The 17,907-nt window shown below is 72.7% G+C and carries 15 protein-coding genes, 1 pseudogene and 1 riboswitch; of the genes and pseudogenes, 5 read left to right on the plus strand and 11 right to left on the minus strand.

Annotated elements, in window-relative coordinates; translation table 11 throughout:
• Nucleotides 1–413, minus strand: a pseudogene (locus tag IE182_RS29155) (transglycosylase SLT domain-containing protein); the annotation flags it as partial.
• A 328-nt stretch (nucleotides 414–741) separates the two neighbouring features.
• On the opposite strand from IE182_RS29155, the gene IE182_RS29160 reads away from it, so the two are divergent.
• A complete protein-coding gene (locus IE182_RS29160) occupies nucleotides 742–1,179 on the plus strand; it encodes a protein-tyrosine phosphatase family protein (RefSeq protein ID WP_190112979.1) in 438 nt (145 codons plus the stop codon).
• Nucleotides 1,180–1,297: 118 nt separating this feature from the next.
• On the opposite strand, the gene metE is transcribed toward IE182_RS29160, so the two are convergent.
• From metE to aceA, 3 genes are all read right to left on the minus strand, one after another.
• Nucleotides 1,298–3,622, minus strand: a complete 2,325-nt coding sequence (gene metE / locus IE182_RS29165) for a 5-methyltetrahydropteroyltriglutamate--homocysteine S-methyltransferase (RefSeq protein WP_190112980.1) — start codon at nucleotides 3,620–3,622, stop codon at nucleotides 1,298–1,300.
• A 148-nt stretch (nucleotides 3,623–3,770) separates the two neighbouring features.
• Nucleotides 3,771–3,989: riboswitch (cobalamin riboswitch) on the minus strand.
• Nucleotides 3,990–4,157: 168 nt separating this feature from the next.
• The gene (locus IE182_RS29170) at nucleotides 4,158–5,027 is read right to left on the minus strand and encodes a 3-hydroxybutyryl-CoA dehydrogenase (protein WP_190112981.1); all 870 of its coding nucleotides are present in this window, start codon (nucleotides 5,025–5,027) and stop codon (nucleotides 4,158–4,160) included.
• 6 nt (nucleotides 5,028–5,033) lie between these two features.
• Nucleotides 5,034–6,326, minus strand: coding sequence for an isocitrate lyase (gene aceA / locus IE182_RS29175; RefSeq protein ID WP_190112982.1), 1,293 nt, complete (start codon nucleotides 6,324–6,326; stop codon nucleotides 5,034–5,036).
• A 289-nt stretch (nucleotides 6,327–6,615) separates the two neighbouring features.
• On the opposite strand from aceA, the gene IE182_RS29180 reads away from it, so the two are divergent.
• On the plus strand, nucleotides 6,616–8,025 hold the full coding sequence (locus IE182_RS29180) for a short-chain fatty acyl-CoA regulator family protein (protein ID WP_190112983.1): 1,410 nt from the start codon (nucleotides 6,616–6,618) through the stop codon (nucleotides 8,023–8,025).
• Between the two features lie 12 nt (nucleotides 8,026–8,037).
• On the opposite strand, the gene IE182_RS29185 is transcribed toward IE182_RS29180, so the two are convergent.
• From IE182_RS29185 to IE182_RS29195, 3 genes are all read right to left on the minus strand, one after another.
• Nucleotides 8,038–8,619, minus strand: coding sequence for a hypothetical protein (locus tag IE182_RS29185; protein ID WP_229845211.1), 582 nt, complete (start codon nucleotides 8,617–8,619; stop codon nucleotides 8,038–8,040).
• A 317-nt stretch (nucleotides 8,620–8,936) separates the two neighbouring features.
• Complete coding sequence (locus IE182_RS29190) at nucleotides 8,937–10,055, minus strand: amidase domain-containing protein (protein ID WP_190113013.1); 1,119 nt, start codon at nucleotides 10,053–10,055, stop codon at nucleotides 8,937–8,939.
• Nucleotides 10,056–10,238: 183 nt separating this feature from the next.
• On the minus strand, nucleotides 10,239–11,585 hold the full coding sequence (locus tag IE182_RS29195) for a CAP domain-containing protein (protein ID WP_190112984.1): 1,347 nt from the start codon (nucleotides 11,583–11,585) through the stop codon (nucleotides 10,239–10,241).
• A 137-nt stretch (nucleotides 11,586–11,722) separates the two neighbouring features.
• Between IE182_RS29195 and IE182_RS32950 the strand changes: the two genes are divergently transcribed.
• Nucleotides 11,723–11,800 (plus strand): 50S ribosomal protein bL37, encoded by a 78-nt coding sequence (locus IE182_RS32950; protein WP_470572749.1) that lies wholly within the window; start codon nucleotides 11,723–11,725, stop codon nucleotides 11,798–11,800.
• Between the two features lie 63 nt (nucleotides 11,801–11,863).
• Nucleotides 11,864–12,919: a PP2C family protein-serine/threonine phosphatase gene (locus tag IE182_RS29200; protein WP_190112985.1), complete on the plus strand. Its 1,056-nt coding sequence runs from the start codon at nucleotides 11,864–11,866 to the stop codon at nucleotides 12,917–12,919.
• Between the two features lie 399 nt (nucleotides 12,920–13,318).
• On the opposite strand, the gene IE182_RS29205 is transcribed toward IE182_RS29200, so the two are convergent.
• Nucleotides 13,319–14,917: a phytoene desaturase family protein gene (locus tag IE182_RS29205; RefSeq protein ID WP_190112986.1), complete on the minus strand. Its 1,599-nt coding sequence runs from the start codon at nucleotides 14,915–14,917 to the stop codon at nucleotides 13,319–13,321.
• Nucleotides 14,918–15,004: 87 nt separating this feature from the next.
• Nucleotides 15,005–16,105, minus strand: coding sequence for a calcium:cation antiporter (locus tag IE182_RS29210; RefSeq protein WP_190112987.1), 1,101 nt, complete (start codon nucleotides 16,103–16,105; stop codon nucleotides 15,005–15,007).
• Nucleotides 16,106–16,209: 104 nt separating this feature from the next.
• On the opposite strand from IE182_RS29210, the gene IE182_RS29215 reads away from it, so the two are divergent.
• Nucleotides 16,210–16,725, plus strand: coding sequence for a GNAT family N-acetyltransferase (locus IE182_RS29215; RefSeq protein ID WP_190112988.1), 516 nt, complete (start codon nucleotides 16,210–16,212; stop codon nucleotides 16,723–16,725).
• Here IE182_RS29215 and IE182_RS29220 read toward each other — a convergent pair.
• Together IE182_RS29220 and IE182_RS29225 are read right to left on the minus strand one after the other, a co-directional pair.
• A complete protein-coding gene (locus tag IE182_RS29220) occupies nucleotides 16,706–16,948 on the minus strand; it encodes a hypothetical protein (RefSeq protein WP_190112989.1) in 243 nt (80 codons plus the stop codon). The two genes, IE182_RS29215 and IE182_RS29220, sit on opposite strands and share 20 nt — an antisense overlap.
• Before the next feature lie 185 nt (nucleotides 16,949–17,133).
• Nucleotides 17,134–17,796 carry a hypothetical protein gene (locus tag IE182_RS29225; protein WP_190112990.1) on the minus strand — a complete coding sequence of 221 codons (663 nt, stop codon included), beginning with the start codon at nucleotides 17,794–17,796 and terminating at the stop codon, nucleotides 17,134–17,136.
• Between the last annotated feature and the right edge of the window lie 111 nt (nucleotides 17,797–17,907).

Raw genomic sequence — 17,907 nt, forward strand, 5'->3', positions numbered from 1 at the left:
ACGCCCTTGGCGTGCAGGATGTCCAGCGACTCCTTGATCCAGCCGTCCAGGTTGTCGGCGTACGCCTTCTTCGCCGGGGCGGCGGGCTTCGCAGCGGGCATCGGCTTGCGGGCCTCACTACGGCTGGCACGCTCCTGGTCGGCCTTCGCCTGTCCGGCAACCTTGGCCTTGGCGGCGGTCTTCGCCTGGCCGGCGGCCACGTCGGCGGCCTTGGCCAGCTCGTCGTGCTGTGTCACACCGAAGTCCTGGGCGTTCTGCGCGACCGGCTGCACGGCGACCGCGTGCGCGTCGGCGGCGGCGGCCTGCGGCACCAGCGCGAACGCGAGGGCGGCACCCGCCGCGACGGTGATGCCGGCGGCGGCGGCCTTGTGGGCCTTGGGCAGACGGGTATAGCCAGAGATGGTGGAACGCATGACTGAGCTGGACCTTCCTGTCGGGAGCGTCGCAGTGGCCGTCGTGGGCGCATGAGAAGAGCGCCGTGTCTCGGTCGACGGCGCCGTGCGACCCGGTCATTGTTAGCGGCGGCGAAAGGCGCTGGCAAAGGTGTGACCTACGGCGGAACGCCGTAATGCAGCGACCCGCACGAGGGGAATCGCCCGGTTTCCGGGCCCGGTTGTCACTAACCCGCTTCGTATGTGATCTGGCCCCCATGAGGGGCCTCACACGACGGCCCTCGTTTCCGCACGGAGCGGAACGGTTCGTCGCCGCCCGTGAGCGCGCGGCGGCTACGGTGGGGCGGTGATGACGACGTGGACTGCCGACGGCACCGGGGTCCTGCGGCTTCCCTCCGGGCGTCTGGTCCGGGGCCGGGGATTGCGGCGGGCGCTTCCGGACGGGCCGGTGCCCGACTTCGGCGTGTACCTCCTGGGCAAACAGCCCGCCGACGTCCCCTGGGAGGCACGGTGGCTGCAGTGGCGGGACTTCCGGCTGCCGAGCAGCCCGGAGCGGGCCCGGGCCGTGCTGGCCGAGGCATGGCGACGGGCGGGGGCCGAGCGGGTCGAGATCGCCTGCGGCGGCGGCCGCGGCCGGACGGGGACAGCCTTGGCCGCTCTCGCCGTCCTGGACGGGATCCCCGCAGATCAGGCGGTGGAGTTCGTCCGCCGGCACTACGACCGCTACGCCGTCGAGACGCCCTGGCAGAAACGCTACGTCCGGGACTTCGGCGGCTCCCCGGCGTGACCGGCCGAGTACCGGCCGCACGGCGGACAGGGGCCCGAGGGGCGGAAGTCTCTCCCGTGCCTCCCGCCCCCGTCCCCGTCAGACCGCGTCAGCCCCTGTCAGACCCTGTCAGACCCTGTCAGGAAGGCGTACCGGGCAGGTCCTCCCTGACCTCGCGCGCCGCCGCGACCAGGTTCCCGAGCGAGGCGCGGACCTCCGGCCAGCCGCGGGTCTTCAGGCCGCAGTCGGGGTTGACCCACAGGCGGTCGGCGGGGATGGCCTCCAGGCCCTTGCGCAGCAGCGCGGCCGCTTCCCGCGTGCCCGGCACGCGCGGCGAGTGGATGTCGTAGACGCCGGGGCCGACCTCGCGCGGGTAGCCGGCGGTGGCGAGCTCGCCGGCCACCTGCATGTGGGAGCGGGCGGCTTCCAGGCTGATGACGTCGGCGTCGAGGTCGTCGATGGCCGCCAGGACGTCACCGAACTCGGCGTAGCACATGTGGGTGTGGATCTGGGTGGCCGGCCGGACACCGCTGGTGGCCAGGCGGAACGCCTCGGTCGCCCAGGCCAGGTAGGCCCCGCGGCCGGCTTCCCGCAGCGGGAGCGTCTCGCGCAGCGCCGGCTCGTCGACCTGGATCACGGAGGTCCCGGCGGCCTCCAGGTCGCCGACCTCGTCGCGGAGGGCGAGGGCCACCTGACGGGCGGTGTCGGCGAGCGGCTGGTCGTCGCGGACGAACGACCAGGCGAGCATGGTGACGGGACCGGTCAGCATGCCCTTGACGGGGCGGTCGGTGAGCGACTGGGCGTAACGCGTCCAACGGACCGTCATCGCCTCCGGGCGGGAGATGTCGCCGGCGAGGATCGGCGGGCGGACGTAGCGGGTGCCGTAGGACTGGACCCAGCCGTGCTGGGTGGCCAGGTAGCCGGTGAGCTGCTCGGCGAAGTACTGCACCATGTCGTTGCGTTCGGGCTCGCCGTGCACGAGGACGTCGATGCCGGTCTTCTCCTGGAAGGCGATGACCTCGCGGATCTCGGCCTCGATGCGCTCCTCGTAGGCCGCGGTGACGATCCGCCCGGCGCGCAGGTCGGCGCGGGCGGTGCGCAGGTCGGTCGTCTGGGGGAAGGAGCCGATGGTGGTGGTGGGCAGCAGTGGCAGCCCCAGGTGGTCGCGCTGCGCCGCCGCCCGGTCGGGGTAGGGGTGGGAGCGGCGGCCGTCGGCGTCGGTGACGGCGGCGGTGCGGGCCCGTACGGCCGGGTCGTAGGTGATGGCGGAGTTCGCGCGGGAGGCCAGGTCGGCGCGGTTGGCGGCGAGTTCGGCGGCGATGGTGTCGGTGCCGTGGGCCAGGCCGCGGGCCAGGGTGACGACCTCTGCGGCCTTCTGCCGGGCGAAGGAGAGCCAGCGGAGGATCTGCGGGTCGATGTCGCGCTCGGCCGTGACGTCGAGGGGGACGTGCAGCAGGGAGCAGGAGGCCGCGACGTCGACCCGGTCGGCGAGGCCGAGGAGGGTGCCCAGGGTGGACAGCGACTTCTCGAAGTCGTCGATCCATACGTTGCGTCCGTTGACGACGCCTGCGACGAGGCGTTTTCCGGGGAGGCCGCCGACGGCGGCGAGGTCGTCGAGGTTGGCGGCGGCGGACCGTGTGAAGTCCAGGGCGAGGCCCTCGACGGGGGCCTTGGCCAGGACCGGCAGGGCGTCGCCGAGGCGGTCGAAGTAGGAGGCGACCAGCAGCCGGGGGCGGTCGGTGAGGCCGCCCAGTTCGCGGTAGGCGCGGGCGGCGGCGTTCAGCTCGGCCGGCGTGCGGTCCTGGACGAGCGCGGGCTCGTCGAGCTGCACCCACTCCGCTCCGGCGGCCCGCAGGTCGGCCAGTACCTCGGCGTACACCGGCAGGAGGCGGTCGAGGAGCGTCAGGGGTTCGAAGCCCTCGGCCACGTCGGGCGCGGGCTTGGCCAGCAGGAGGTAGGTGACGGGGCCGACGAGGACCGAGCGGGCGGCCAGGCCGAGGGCCAGGGCTTCCGTGAGCTCGGCGACCTGCTTGCCGGAGTCCGCCGAGAAGACCGTGTCGGGGCCGAGTTCGGGCACCAGGTAGTGGTAGTTGGTGTCGAACCACTTCGTCATCTCCAGCGGCGCCACCTCCTGGGTGCCGCGGGCCATCGCGAAGTAGCCGTCCAGGGCGTCGGCCTCGACGGCCGCGCGGTGCCGGGCGGGGATCGCGCCGACCATGACGCTGGTGTCCAGGACGTGGTCGTAGTACGAGAAGTCGCCGGTGGGCACCTCGTGGATGCCGGCCCCGGCGAGCTGCCGCCAGGCGGCTCGGCGCAGTTCGGCGGCCGTCTCCCGCAGGGCCTCCGCGGTGACGCGGCCCTTCCAGTAGCCTTCGATCGCCTTCTTCAGTTCACGGCCCTGGCCCTGGCGGGGGTAGCCGTGCACGGTGGCCCGTGCTGCCGCGGCTGCGGACTTGCTGGTCACGGAACTCTCCTTCGCGAGCTTCATTCCAGGATCTCGGATCGCCCGGGGCGCGAAGGGACGACGGACCGGACGGCGACGCGGCCGTCGCGTCCCGCCTGGTGTGTACGCCGACCCGCCCGAGAGGTCACCGGGATGTCCGTGCGCGATCGGTCGCGCGCGGGCAGCGGCAGGTCTTCGGACTCGCGGGCTCGTCCGGCCGAGGGGCCGGACACCTAGTGGCCGTCGCTTCCCGGCCCGTACGGGCCAGTGCGTATGACGGCGGTCGTTCCCGCTCACCGCTGCGGGGCAGTCCCGGATTCGCACCGGGTTCCCTCTTGCGACGCGCCTGCCTGGCGGGCAGGGCGAACCAGCTGCACCGGCAACCCTAAAGGCTGCTCCCGGTGTTCGCACAGTGCTGTTCACATGCCGGCCACACGACCGGCCGGGAGGGCCGCCCTCCGGAGGGCGAGGCGGAGCGCGAGGCGGCCGGGGCCGCTTCGCGCTCCGCTTTCCCGTCGCCCGGGCCCCCTCAGGCCCGGCCGCCGACCCGGGCCCCTCAGCCCTGGTCGTAGGTGTGGAATCCCCTGCCGGTCCTGCGGCCGAGGTGGCCCGCCTCCACCATGCGCAGCAACAGCGGGGGCGGGGCGTAGAGGGGCTCCTTGAACTCCTCGTACAGGGACTCGGCGATGGCGACGACCGTGTCCAGGCCGATGAGGTCGGCGAGCCTGAGCGGTCCCATGGGGTGGGCGCAGCCGAGTTCCATGCCGGCGTCGACGTCGGCGGCGGTGGCGAAGCCGGACTCGGCCATGCGGACGGCCGAGAGGAGGTACGGGACGAGCAGGGCGTTGACGACGAAGCCGGCCCGGTCCCGGGAGCGGACGACGGCTTTGCCCAGGGCGTTCGTCACGAAGTGCTCGACGGCGACGACCGTGGCCGGTGCGGTGTGCAGGGAGGGGACGACCTCGACCAGGGGCAGGACGGGCACCGGGTTGAAGAAGTGCAGGCCGACGACGCGGTCGGCGCGGCGTGTCGCCATTCCCAGCCGCATCACGGGCAGGGAGGAGGTGGTGGTGGCGAGCAGGGCCTCGGGATCCTCGACGATCTTGTCGAGGGCCGTGAAGACCTCGCTCTTCACGGCCGCGTTCTCGGTCACGGCCTCGATGACGAGGTGCCGGTCGGCCAGGTCGTCGGGGCTGCCGGTGACGACGAGCCGGGACAGGGCGTCCTCGGCCGCCGTCCGCTCCAGTCTGCCGCGCCCGACGGCGCGTTCCAGGGAACGCGCCACGCGGTCGCGGGCGGCGTGCGCGGCGGTGGCGTCCACCTCGCAGAGCACGGTGCCGAGCCCGGCGCGGGCGCAGACCTCGGCGATGCCGGCGCCCATCCGACCGCCGCCGACCACGCCGACGCGCTGGACGTTCATGGTCATGACCTCCTAGTGGAACTGCTCTTCTTCGGTGGAGCCCGCGAGCGCCGTCGTGGAGGAGGCGGGGTTGACGGCGGTGGAGACGAGGTCGAAGTAGCCGGTGCCGACCTCGCGCTGGTGCTTGACGGCGGTGAAGCCGTGCTGCTGGGCGGCGAACTCGCGCTCCTGCAGGTCGACGTAGGCGGTCATGCCGTGCTCGGCGTAGCCGCGGGCCAGGTCGAACATGCCGTGGTTGAGGGAGTGGAAGCCGGCCAGGGTGATGAACTGGAAGCGGTAGCCCATGGCGCCCAGCTCCCGCTGGAACTTGGCGATCTGGTCGTCGTCCAGGGCCGCCTTCCAGTTGAACGAGGGCGAGCAGTTGTAGGCCAGCATCTTGCCGGGGTACCGGGCGTGGAGCGCCTCGGCGAACTCACGGGCCTGCGTGAGGTCCGGGGTGCCGGTCTCCACCCAGATGAGGTCCGCGTAGGGGGCGTAGGCCAGGCCGCGCGCGATCACCGGTGCCATGCCGTTCCGCACCCGGTAGAAGCCCTCGGCCGTGCGTTCGCCGGTGCAGAACTGTGCGTCGGTCTCGTCGACGTCGCTGGTCAGCAGGTTCGCGGCCAGGGCGTCCGTACGGGCCACGATCAGCGTGGGCACGTCGGCGACGTCGGCGGCCAGCCGGGCGGCATTGAGGGTGCGGATGTGCTGGGCGGTGGGCACGAGGACCTTGCCGCCGAGGTGGCCGCACTTCTTCTCGGAGGCGAGCTGGTCCTCGTAGTGGATGCCCGCCGCACCCGCGGCGATCATCGCCTTGGTGAGTTCGAAGGCGTTGAGCGGTCCGCCGAAGCCGGCCTCGGCGTCGGCGACGATCGGCACCAGCCAGTCGGTGGTGTCGGCGCCGCCCTCGGCGGTGGCGATCTGGTCGGCGCGCAGCAGGGCGTTGTTGATGCGGCGCACCACCTGGGGGACGGAGTTGGCGGGGTAGAGGCTCTGGTCGGGGTAGGTGTGGCCGGCCTGGTTGGCGTCGGCGGCGACCTGCCAGCCGGAGAGGTAGACGGCCTGCAGTCCGGCCTTGACCATCTGCACCGCCTGGCCGCCGGTGAGGGCGCCGAGGGCGTGGACGTAGTCGCGTTCGTGCAGCTGCCGCCACAGGCGCTCGGCGCCCCGGCGGGCGAGGGTGTGCTCCTCGCGCACGCTGCCGGACAGGCGGATCACGTCCTGTGCGCCGTAGGTGCGCTCGATGCCCTTCCAGCGGGGGTCGGTCGCCCACCGCCGGGCGAGGTCCTCGGCGGTCGTCCGGGTACCCGTCGCTGCCTGTGCCATGGCTGTCTCCTGGGATCGGGGTGGGAGCAGGGGTCGGGGCTCCGGGGGGTTCCTGCCAAGCATGTGAAGGGCAGGGAATCTCCCTGGGGAGCGCGGCCCGCCGTGCCATCGGTGGTGAGCGGAAGTGGAGTTGACCGGGCCGGCGGGCCGCACTACGACTCTGGCAGTGGCACGCAGTGCCATCAAGCGTGGCCTTCTGCCAAGTGTTGCGAATCTTCTGCGGGCGTTCTGCCAACTCTGCGAAGGTTGGCCCCTGGTACCGGTGCGCAGGGGTGGACAGGAGTCGACGGTGAGCAAGACCTATGCGGGGACGCGGCTGCGGAGGCTGCGCGAGGAGCGGCGGCTCAGCCAGGCGGAGTTGGCCCGTCTCCTCGCCATCTCCCCGAGCTACCTGAACCAGATGGAGCACGACTCCCGTCCACTGACCGTCCCCGTCCTGCTGCGCCTGACCGAGACGTTCGGCGTGGACCCCGGCTTCTTCTCCGAGGCCGACACCACCCGTGTGCTCGCCGATCTGCGCGAGGCGCTGGCCGATGAGATCGCCGCCGCCGAGGTCTCCGCCTCCGACCTGACCGAGCTCGCCTCCCGGCTGCCGGCCGTCGCCGCGGTCCTGCTCGACCTGGGGCGGCGCAACCAGGCGCTGACCGAGCGTCTGGCGCAGGCGGCGGAGGGCCGTGCGGGCGCGGCCGACCCGGGCGCGCCGCGCCCGCCCCACGAGGAGATCCGGGAGTTCTTCTACCGCCGCCAGAACTACCTGCACGATCTCGACCTCGCCGCCGAGGAGTTGGCCGGCAGCCTGGGCATCCGCCCCGGCGGGGTGCTCGCGGCCCTGTCCGCCCGGCTCACCGAACGGCACGGCGTACGGCTGGCGACGGGCTCCGACCGCCTGCACCACTACGACCCGGCGCGCCGGGTGCTGCACCTGTCCAGCGGTCTGCGGCCCGGGCAGCGGGCCTTCCGGATGGCCACGCAGCTCGCCCTGCTCGAATGCGCGCAGGAGCTGTCCGCGCTCGCCTCCGAGGACTACGCCGAGGGTTCCACGACCTGGTCGCTCGCGCGGATCGGCATCGCCAGTTACGTGGCCGCCGCCCTGATCCTTCCGTACCGGGCGTTCCACGCGGCGGCCGAGGAGATGCGGTACGACATCGAGCGGCTGACCGACCGCTTCGGGGTCGGCTACGAGACCGTCTGCCACCGCCTCAGCACGCTCCAGCGGCCGCGGTTGCGCGGGGTGCCGTTCTCGTTCGTCCGCGTCGACCGCGCGGGCAACATGTCCAAGCGCCAGTCCGCGACCGGTTTCCACTTCTCGCGGGCGGGCGGCACCTGCCCCCTGTGGAACGTCTACGAGGCGTTCGCCGCCCCCGGCCGCATCCACGTCCAGATCGCCGCCATGCCCGACGGGCAGCGGTACTTGTGGACCGCCCGCACGGTGACCCGGCAGCGCGGCGGCTGGGGGGAGCCCGGCAAGACCTTCGCCATCGGTCTGGGCTGCGAGATCCGGCACGCGTCCCGGCTCGTGTACTCCGACGGGCTCGACCTCGGCAACGCCTCGGCGGCCACGCCCATCGGCATGGGCTGCCGCATCTGCGAGCGCCTGGACTGCCCGCAGCGGGCGGTGCCGCCGCTCGGCCGGCCCCTCGCCGTCGACGAGAACAGCAGCACGTTCGTGCCGTATCCGGTGGCGGACCGGGAGCGGTGACGGCCGGCCGGCTCAGCCGCGGCGGCGCCGGACGACGTAGGCGGCCGTCACGGCGAGGAGCAGCGGGCCCCACAGGAGCAGGGGGGCGTAGCAGATGGTCATGATCAGGCCGGCCGTGCCCTTCGGCGCCTCGGGGTCGCCCATCTTGTCCGCGTCGTTCCAGTTGAGGGCGCCGCTGACGGTCAGGAAGACGAGGACGGACGCACCGAGCCCCGCGAGCGTCACGGCGAACGAGATGGGCACCCTCCGGCCGCCGATGAGCGGGAACCAGCGCGGGAAGACCTCACCCCACGGCCGGACGAGCCCCAGGGTGAGCAGGCCCAGGCATTCGGAGAACGCGGTCAGGACGATCATGTAGAGGGAGAACCAGCTGCCGAAGGTCACGTGGGCCATCGCGTTCTCGCCCGTGAAGCCGACCGGTATCCCGAGGGCCGCTGCCAGTCGCCAGATGCAGCTCGGCAGGATGGTGAGTGCGGTGGCCTTGGCCGCGATCACGGCCCAGCGCGGCGGCTCCGTCCACCGGCCGTCGCCCGCGGGGGCGTTGCCGGTGCCGTGGGCGGCGGCGAGCGACGAGGTGGGGCTGGGCGCGGTCATGGGTGTACTCCCGGGAAGGGGCTGTGGCGGCGCGGCACTGTCCGGCTGCCCGATCAGCCTCTCCGACGGCCCGGGGCGTGACCATCTGCCGATGGGGAGATCCGCGGACGGTCCGGGGCACTTTCTCCGCCCTTCGGCACAGACGGGGCATGGCGAGGGGCGCCTGCCGACAGACGACGACGGGCCCGTGGCCGCCGCTCGGGGCGGTGGTCCACGGGCCCGCTGCCGGTGGTGGCCCCGGGGGCGTCGCCTGTCGGCGGGCGCCCCCGGAGGCACCTAGGTCAGCCGGGCGGTGTGCTCGTGCCCGGCCGCTTCCGTCAGGTGCGGTAGGCGTAGTAGTTCGCGTCCGGGTAGGACGCGATGATGCTCGCCATCGACTTCCGGAAGGTGTTGGTGGAGTGGTAGGTCAGGTAGGGCATGCCCACCCGGCTCCGGTAGGTGGTGATCATGGAGTGGTCCTTGGACCCGTCCCGGTCGAAGTCCATCTGGAGGATGTCGCCGACCTCCAGCTGGTACACGTTGGACAGGCTGGTGACGCGCTTGGAGTTCTGCGCGTACCACGACCACTCGTTGGCCCCGACCCAGGAGTCGGACTGGGCCGAGGAGTCGTACCACCACTTGGTGTAGTCCGAGGTCTTGCCGGCCTCGGGCTTCCAGCCGCCCGCCTTGAGGGCCTGGCTGATGAAGTTGGTGCAGTCCCCGCCCGCGCTGTTGAACTTGCGGTACTCGGGGTTGTAGTTGCGCCAGTACTTCTCCGCGTACGCCGCCATGGCGGCGTAGTTGTAGCCGGAGGTCTGCTTCTTCGGAACCGCCTTGACCGGCCACGTGGTGGCGGCGCGGGCGGCGTTCGGCGTCGAACCGGCGTCGGCGGTCGCGGCCGCCGGCACCGGTGCGTTGACCGCCCGGAGGCCCCGGTCCGCGGACTGGATGCCCGTCAGCTCCCACTTCCCGCCCTTGGCGGCGGAGAAGGTGAGCTCGTGGCGGGCCTTGAAGCCCGTCGTCGTCGGCTCGTCGCCGCGCACCCGCTTGTAGGTCAGCGTGGTGCTCTCGGTCACCTCGACGGTGACGCGGCTGCCCTTGACCTCGGTCTTGTCGACGACGACCTTGGTGTCGGCGGCGCTGTACGCCTCGCCGAGCTTCGCCAGCAGCTTCTTGCGGTCCTGCAGGGACGACACCGCGGTGTCCTCGCTGTGCACGAGGCCGGACGACAGACGCACCTTCTTGCCCGCGCCGGACGGGGCCTTGCGGCCCGTGGACCGGTTGTCCACCAGGGCCGACGTGCGGTCCTGCAGCACGGCCTCGGCCATGCGGCCGAAAGACTCCACCGTGTTGCTGTCCACCGTGCGGCCCGGCGTGGCGTCCGCGGAGAAAGCAGGTATGAGGGCAGCCGTGGCGCCCACTGCCAGGACGGACCCGACAGCCGCTCTCAACATCATTTTAGATCTCACGAAGATCCCCTTCATCCCCGGCCCACCACGGGCCAGGGAAACGGAATCCTCGCACACACATTCGTCATGTGAGTACATGTCCGGTTCACGGATCGAACGGCACGTCAGGCGGCCTGTGCACCCCGGCCCCGTACGTCCGGAATGACCGCTTCCGCAGGGGTGGTCACCCCCTCAGGCGGAGCCGCCGAAGAGCTGGGTCCAGTACGTGCCCGCCCGGCCGCCCGTCGCGTGCCCCACCCCCAGGTGCGTGAAGCCGGGCGTGAGGATGTTGGCGCGGTGGCCGGGGCTGTCCATCCAGCCCCGGACGACTTCGGCGGACGTGCGCTGTCCGCAGGCGATGTTCTCGCCGGTCGCCCGGTGCGGGGCACCGGCGGCCCGCGCCCGGTCCCAGGGCTCGCGCCCTTCGGGCGTGGTGTGGGAGAAGAAGTCACGGCCCGCCATGTCCGCACTGTGCATCCTGGCCGCCGACGCCAGCCGCGGGTCGGCGGCCAGCGGGGGCAGGCCGGCCGCGCACCGCTCCGCGTTGGTGAGGGCGAGGACCTCCGCCGCCAACCGCTCGACCCCTGCCGTCGAGTACGGCTGCGCCCACAGCACCGTCCAGTACGTCCGGCCCGATGCGCCGTCCACGGCGTGGCCGGAACCGATGTGCGTGAACGTCGCGTCGTGGAAAGGGGCACGCGACCGGTGGCCCGACAGACAGTGGTCCACGAACTCCCCCGGGGTGCGCGGGCCCGCGACCAGGTGCTCGTTCAGGACGAGGTAGGCGTAGCCGCCGGCCGTCACGCGCTGGAAGAGCGAGAGCCCTCCGGGGCCTTCGGCGGACAGGCGGCCGGACGCGGCCATGTCCCGGGCGTGCGCGAGCGCGGCGGCTGCGAGCTTCGCGTCCACCGTCACGGGCCGCACGCCGACCCGGGACCGCTCGGCGTTGACCAGGGACAGGAAGGGGGACGGGCATACGGTGCGGTCGGATCCGCCGCCGTCGGGGCGACCGGGGCCGGGCGGGGCGGGGGGCGGCGCAGGGGCGGCCGTCGTCTGCTCGTCGGCGACGTCGACGCCGAAGTCCCGGGCCAGCCCGGCCAGCCCGTCCGCATAGCCCTGCCCCAGGGCCCGTATCTTCCATGCGCCGTCGCGCCGGTAGAGCTCGGCGAGCAGCATCACGGTCTCGCTGGTCGCCCGCGGCGGGACGAACCGGGCCAGGACCCGGCCGCCTCCGTCCGCCACGGTCATGACGGGAGCGGGCAGCGACGCCAGCGGGGTCCGGCCGTCGGCCGGGCTGAGCACCACCGTGACCCGCTCCGCGCCGGGGCGCAGCCGTGCCGGGTCCACCGTGACGGTGTCGCCGTCCAGCCGGGCGCCGGGCACCGAGGGCTGGTTGTAGAACACGAAGTCGTCGTCCCCGGCCGTCCTGCCGCCGCTGCCGGTGACGAGCACCGACACGTCGAACGGCCCGGGCACCCGTATCCGCAGCGCGCCTGCGGGCAACGCCCGGTTCCCGCCGGCCACCAGCTCGCTCGTCATGTGGGGAGGAACGCACCACGCCCGGGAGCCGTTCCGGCACCCGGGGGCGGACAGGGGAATCTCCGGTGCGGTCACCGGGCGAGCGGCCCTTGAATGATATAGATTGCCCCAATAAGCCCTTTCGGAGAGGAGGCGTCATGTCCTCGAAGCGGCGCCGTAAGAAGAAGGCGCGTCGTAAGCACGGGGCCAATCACGGCCGTCGTCCTCAGTGCTGAGCGCGGCCGATTAGGTCGTCCGCGTTCCGCCGGTCGTGGCAGCCGGGCCATGCGCCCGAGTGGGTGGTCGTCCCGCTCGGGCTGATCGCCGTCGTCTGCGTCGTCGACGTCCTGTCCCCTCCCCACATCCACCTCGGACCCCTGCTGGTGGCGGCACCCGCTCTCACCGTGGCGTTCGCCGGCGCCCGCCTGACCGCGCTCGTCGGCGCCCTCGCCGTGGCGGCACAGGTCGTGATCGGTGTGGTGCGAGGGGTGTTCCTCACCGCCAACATCCAGGCGCAGATCGCCGCACTGGTCCTCGTCTCGGCCCTGCTGGTCGCCCTGTGCCTGGTGCGGGACCGCCGGGAGCAGGAGCTGTACCGGGTCAGGTCGGTCGCCGAGGCCGCCCAGCGCGTCCTCCTCCAGCCGCTGCCCCGCCGCAGCGGCCCGTTGCAGATCGCCGACCTGTACCTGCCCGCCGAGACCGGGGCGGAAATGGGCGGCGACCTGTACGCGGCGGCGCGCACCGTGATGGGCAGCACGCGGCTGCTCGTCGGGGACGTCCGCGGCAAGGGCCTGCCCGCCATCAGCCTTGCCGCTCTGCTCCTGGGCGCGTTCCGGGCCGCCGCCCACCGGCAGGCCACGCTCCCCCGGCTGGCCATCCACCTGGACGGTGCGATGCGCTGGGACACCGTGCAGTGGCGCACGGGCGCGGAGGTGACCGACGAGTCGTTCGCCACCGCCGTCCTGCTGGACGTCCCCGACCTCGAACCGGTGGTCCACCTCATCTCCTGCGGCCATCCCCCGCCCCTGCTGCTGCGGCGGCACCAGGTCATCCCCCTGGAGCCCGAGGTGAGCCACGTACCCGTCGGGCTGGGCACCCTCTCCCCCTTCCCGGACTACGAGGTGACGACGTTCCCCTTCGAACCGGGCGACCTGCTGCTCCTGTACACGGACGGCGTCATCGAGTCCCGCAATGCCGAGGGCGAGTTCTTCCCCCTCGCCGAACGGGCGGCCGCGTGGAGCGGCGAGGACCCCGACGAGGTGGTGCGGCAGCTGCGCAAGGAGCTGATGGCGCACGTCCGGGGCCACCTTGAGGACGACGTCGCAGCCGTCGCCCTGCGCCGCCGGGCTCCCTGACGCTTCTGCACACGTCCGTCAACTGCTGGGGCGTACGGGAACCATGGGGGCACCGGAGACGCCGGTCGGGCCGGAGGCCCTCGGCAAGCTCTTCCAGGCCCATGCGGCGGCGTACCCGGCAGGGGGAACGGCCGTGCCACCCGCCCTGACGAACACCCGGAACGCCCAGCGCCCGCTGATCCTCCAGCACGTGCAGCACCACGTACCGGTCCGTCATCGCCGTACCGGTCGTGGCCGGCCCCCAGGAATTCGGCGTCCTCGTCGTCGATGTGCGGGCGGCGCGGGAGGAATGTGATGCGAGGGTCGCTGCCGCGAGCGGGTCGTTCGGGTGAGGGAACGTCAGCCTGCCCTCAGGTGGCGGCACGCGCGGCGGCCGCGCCGACGGGCCATGACGGTCCGTTAGCCGGGCGGCGCCGCCGGGCCGGGTCCCAGCAGTTCCCTGGCGACGATGTGGCCGGAGCCGCCGTTGACGCCGTGGCCGGGCCATGTCGCGGCGCCGAGCATGAAGAGGTTCGGGACGACGGTCCGGTGCGAGGGCTGGCCGGGCAGCGGCCTCAGGAGGTAGCTCTGGCTGAGGTCGTGGCTGCCGCCGTAGGGGTCGCCCGGGCCGCAGTTCGGATTGAACGCGGCCAGGTCGGCCGGGCCGATCACGTGCCGGCCGATGATCGCGTCCGGCAGGTTGGGGGCGTGCCGGCCCGCGAGCTCGATCACCCGGTCCGCGAAGGCGTTCTTCACTCCCTCGGTCCAGCCGTCGCCGGTCCCGATCCGCCCGGCGGCGTCGCCCCGGAGCCGGAGGGGGACGTCGAGCATCTGCAGCCGCGCCACCGCCGCGCCGGGCGGGCAGCGGGTGGGGTCCACGGCGGAGGGCGAGTCGAAGGAGATGGTCGGTTCGGCGGGGAGGAGCCCCCGGGTGGCCTCGTTGACCGAGCGCGACAGCGCGTCGAGGCCGCCGGTGAGGTGCAGCTGTCCGGTGCGGGAGAGGCGTTCGTCCTCGAAGCACGGGGGTTCGGAGAGCGCCAGGTGGATCTGGACGCACCCGTGGCCGTAGCGGTAGGCGCGTGCCTGTCGCCGGATGGCGGGCGGCACCACGCCGTTCTCGTGGGCGAGCAGCTTCAGGTACAGCTGGTCGGGGTTGACGGAGGCGATGACCGCTCGTTCGGCGTGGACGACCTCGCCGTCCGCCGTCCGCACCGCGACGGCGCGTCCCTCCCGCACGATGATCCGGTCGACCCACCGCTTCGTCGCGACGCGTCCGCCGTGCTGCCCGACGAGGGCCACCAGGGCCCGGGCGAGCCGCTCGCTGCCGCCTTCGGGCGTGGGCATGCCCGCCGTGGTCAGCGCGATCAGCACCAGGATGGTCCACAGGGCGCTGTTCGCCTCGTCGGGTCCACGGCCCAGGTGCAGTGCCCACGGCGCCAGCAGTCCGTGCACGACCGGTGAGGAAAAGCGGTGTTCGAGCAGGTCGCGGGCCGTGCGCAGGAACAGCTGCGCGAACGGCGAGAGGTGACCGTCCTCGTGCATCAGGCCGTGGACGACCTCCGCGGCCCCCGCGCCCGCGAGCTCGGCCGAGAACAGGGCGAACACCGGCCCGGCGTAGGGCGCGAACTCCTCCAGCAGCGCTGCGAGCGCGACTCCGTCGCCCGGTGCCAGGCGCTCCGCCTCGGCGACGTTCTCCTCGGCGCTGGTCGACAGCACGGCCGTCGGCGACCCCGGCATCGAGACGCCGGTGCAGTACCGGGAGGTGCGGTACGTCAGGCCGAGTGCGGTCAGTTCGGGGCCCAGCTCGGCGTAGGCGGGGCCGGAGGTGAACAGGGGGTGGGCCGAGGAGTAGGTGTCGTGCCGGAAGCCGGGCACGGTGAGCTCTTCGGTGCGGACGAGACCGCCGGGCCGGTCGTTGCCCTCCAGGACGAGGACCCCCCACCCCGCGCGTGCCAGGTACGCGGCCGCGACCAGTGCGTTGTGGCCACTGCCGACCATAATCGCGTCATATCGCTGCATGGTGGATTCTGGCACCGGAGCCGTCGCGCGGTGAAGGGCGCAGCAGACGGAGACGGGCCGGTCCCCGCGTCTACGCCCCGTCCGCTCTCACGGGCTGACGGCCAGCACGATGTAGGCGGCCAGGAGCGAGAGGTGCACCCCGCCCTGGAGCGGGGTGGCGCGGCCCGGGATCACGGTGAGGGTGCCGACGACGAGGGTGAGGGCGAGGAGCACCATGTGGGTCGCCCCGAGGCCGAGCAGGAGCGGCCCCTCCAGCCAGACGGAAGCCGCCGCAACGGCGGGAATGGTCAGGCCGATGCTGGCCATGGCCGATCCGAGGCCGAGGTTGAGGCTGGTCTGGACGCGGTCGCGGCGGGCGGCGCGCAGGGCGGCGATCGTCTCGGGGAGGAGGACGAGCAGGGCGATGACGACGCCGACGACCGAGGCGGGCAGGCCGGCAGCGGCCACGGCGGACTCGATGGCCGGGGAGACGCCCTTGGCGAGGCCGACCACGGCGATCAGGGCGACGGCGAGCAGGCCGACGCTGGTCAGGGCGGTCCGGGGCGAGGGCGGGTCGGCGTGGTCGTCGGTGTCGATGACCACGCCCTCGGCGGTCACCGGCAGGAAGTAGTCGCGGTGGCGCACGGTCTGGGTCGCGACGAACAGTCCGTAGAGGATCAGAGCGGCCAGGGCGGCGAAGACGAGCTGGGGAGGGGAGAACTGGGGGCCGGGGGTGCTGGTGGTGAAGGTCGGCAGGACCAGGCTCAGCCCGGCCAGCGTCGCCACCGTTCCGAAGGCGGCGGCCGTGCCCTCGGCGTTGAACACGGCGACCCGTCGTCTGAGCGCCCCCACCAGCAGGGACAGGCCGACGATGCCGTTGCACGTGATCATCACGGCGGCGAAGACGGTGTCGCGGGCCAGGGAGCTGCTCTTGTCGCCTCCGTCGGCCATCAGCGTCACGATGAGGGCCACTTCGATGACGGTGACCGCGACGGCGAGCACCAGCGATCCGAAGGGCTCGCCGACCCGGTGGGCGATGACCTCCGCGTGGTGCACGGCGGAGAGCACCGCGCCGCCCAGGAGAAGGCCGGCCAGGGCCACCAGCGCGGCGGACAGGGACCGCCCCCAGGTCAGGGCCAGGACCAGGGCGGCCAGGACCGGCATGACGACGGACCAGTGCAGGCCGGACAGCCCGAGCCGAGATCTCATGCGGACAACTTTCGCAGATCACCCGGAAAAGCCCGTTCCTTTCCGGCGCCCGGCGCCCGGTAAAGCGGAGGCGTCAACGGCCGCGACTACGTAGCGTTCCGCCCATGCCAGAGCTGCAGCGTCTCCGTCCCGACCACGCGCCGGCCCTGCTCGCGTTCGAGCGGGAGAACCGTGCCTACTTCGCCGCGACGATTCCCGACCGTGGCGACGACTACTTCGCCCACTTCGACGCACGGCACGCGGCGCTGCTCGCCGCGCAGGAGGCCGGGCTGGACCACTTCCACGTGCTCGTCGACGGCGACGGTGCCGTGCTGGGACGGGTCAACCTCGTCGAGGTGAGGGACGGTTCCGCGGAGCTCGGCTACCGGATCGCCGAGAAGGCGAGCGGCCGGGGCCTGGCCACGGCCGCCGTCCTGCGGACGTGCGCCCTGGCCGCCACGACGTACGGGCTGACCGCGCTGCGGGCCGTGACGACGCTCGACAACGCCGGCTCGCGAGCGGTCCTGGACCGTACGGGATTCATTCCGGGCGACGGAATTCTCCTCGACGGCCGTCCGGGAATGCGTTATGCGCGCGACCTGACCGAACTCCGTGACGATCTCAGGCGTTCGGCGGCTTGATCCATCCCGTCTTCACCAGCTCGTCGCAGTGCCACTTGGCGTAGGCCGGGCTCTCTCCTTTCTTCTTGGCGGCGACAAGGCAGTCCGCGTACGGAAAGGGGGGCTGGTCGGCGTGCACGCCCATCGGGGTCCGGGGCGGGGGCGCGGCCTGGGCGGCCGCCACCGGAACGCTCATTCCGATGAGCACAACGGCCCCCGCCAGGGCGATAGTCATACGACGCACAGCGCTTTTCCTCTCCTCGCTCCGAAGGACGGTGCTCCGCAGCCAACTGAACAAGACCGCCCGGCGCCGCACAACGAGCCACGCCACAAGGCGCTTCAGCCACCGCGCCGTGCGGGGACAACGGCTGAAGCGCCCTGAGGCGGTGAAGGAGAACGCCGCGTCAGCGGCCGGCGGAAAGGGCGCCGTTAGTTGGACGTCGGCAGGTCGTACCCGAGCTGCGCGGTCTTCTCCGCAACGGGCGCCTGGAGCGCATTGTCCTTGCCGTAGAGGGCCACGGTGGCCTTCGCCGTGGAACCGGGCGGGAAGGCGCCCCCGCCGTTGCCGGTCCACTCGTAGAAGCCGCTGTGGCGGGCCCCGTCGCACTGGAGGTCCTTCTTGGCGCGGACGCCCTTGAGGACGGTGGGCTTGCCGCTGCCGGGGTCGGAGGCGAGCGTCACCTCCAGGTGGTCCGTGGCGGCGGTGCAGGTGTAGTCGAAGGAGACGTCGAGCGAGGCCACGATGCCCTTGCCGAGGAAGATCTTCCTGACGCTCACCGACGGCGCCGCGGCGGCCTTCGCCGCTTCGGCAGCCTTGCGGGCGGCCTCGGCGGCGGACTTCGCAGCGGCTTCGGCAGCGGCCCTGGCGGCGTCGCCGGCCGACTTCGCCGCGGCCCTGGCGGCTGCCTCCGAAGCGGCCTTGGCGGCGGCCTCGGCCGCACGCCGCGCCTCGTCGGCGGACTTCGTACCCGCGCCCCGGTCGCTCTTGGCCACCGGCTCGACGGTCGCCGCGGTCGCCGCGGGTGCCGCGATGCCCAGAGCGACGGCAGCCAGTGCCGAGACTCCGGCTGCACGAAGGGAGGTGCGCTTCACTTACGTACTCCTCAGAACTTCACTCGATAATGCAAGGAAGGAGGCATGCAGAAAGCCGCGATGCATCCGACTGCATGCGACTGTGCCCCCACTCCCGTCGCATGGAATTCC

The sequence above is a fragment of the Streptomyces cinnamoneus genome (genome assembly GCF_014650495.1).
Taxonomy (GTDB): Bacteria; Actinomycetota; Actinomycetes; order Streptomycetales; family Streptomycetaceae; genus Streptomyces; species Streptomyces cinnamoneus.

Bases quoted from the DNA above. Each gene is read 5' to 3' on its own strand.
- IE182_RS29215 (WP_190112988.1), top strand. From the start codon at position 16,210: ATGCCAGAGCTGCAGCGTCTCCGTCCCGACCACGCGCCGGCCCTGCTC.
- IE182_RS29210 (WP_190112987.1), bottom strand. From the start codon at position 16,105: ATGAGATCTCGGCTCGGGCTGTCCGGCCTGCACTGGTCCGTCGTCATG.
- IE182_RS29170 (WP_190112981.1), bottom strand. From the start codon at position 5,027: ATGACCATGAACGTCCAGCGCGTCGGCGTGGTCGGCGGCGGTCGGATG.
- IE182_RS29190 (WP_190113013.1), bottom strand. From the start codon at position 10,055: ATGATGTTGAGAGCGGCTGTCGGGTCCGTCCTGGCAGTGGGCGCCACG.
- IE182_RS29195 (WP_190112984.1), bottom strand. From the start codon at position 11,585: ATGACGAGCGAGCTGGTGGCCGGCGGGAACCGGGCGTTGCCCGCAGGC.
- IE182_RS29185 (WP_229845211.1), bottom strand. From the start codon at position 8,619: ATGACCGCGCCCAGCCCCACCTCGTCGCTCGCCGCCGCCCACGGCACC.
- aceA (WP_190112982.1), bottom strand. From the start codon at position 6,326: ATGGCACAGGCAGCGACGGGTACCCGGACGACCGCCGAGGACCTCGCC.
- IE182_RS29160 (WP_190112979.1), top strand. From the start codon at position 742: ATGACGACGTGGACTGCCGACGGCACCGGGGTCCTGCGGCTTCCCTCC.
- IE182_RS32950 (WP_470572749.1), top strand. From the start codon at position 11,723: ATGTCCTCGAAGCGGCGCCGTAAGAAGAAGGCGCGTCGTAAGCACGGG.
- IE182_RS29205 (WP_190112986.1), bottom strand. From the start codon at position 14,917: ATGCAGCGATATGACGCGATTATGGTCGGCAGTGGCCACAACGCACTG.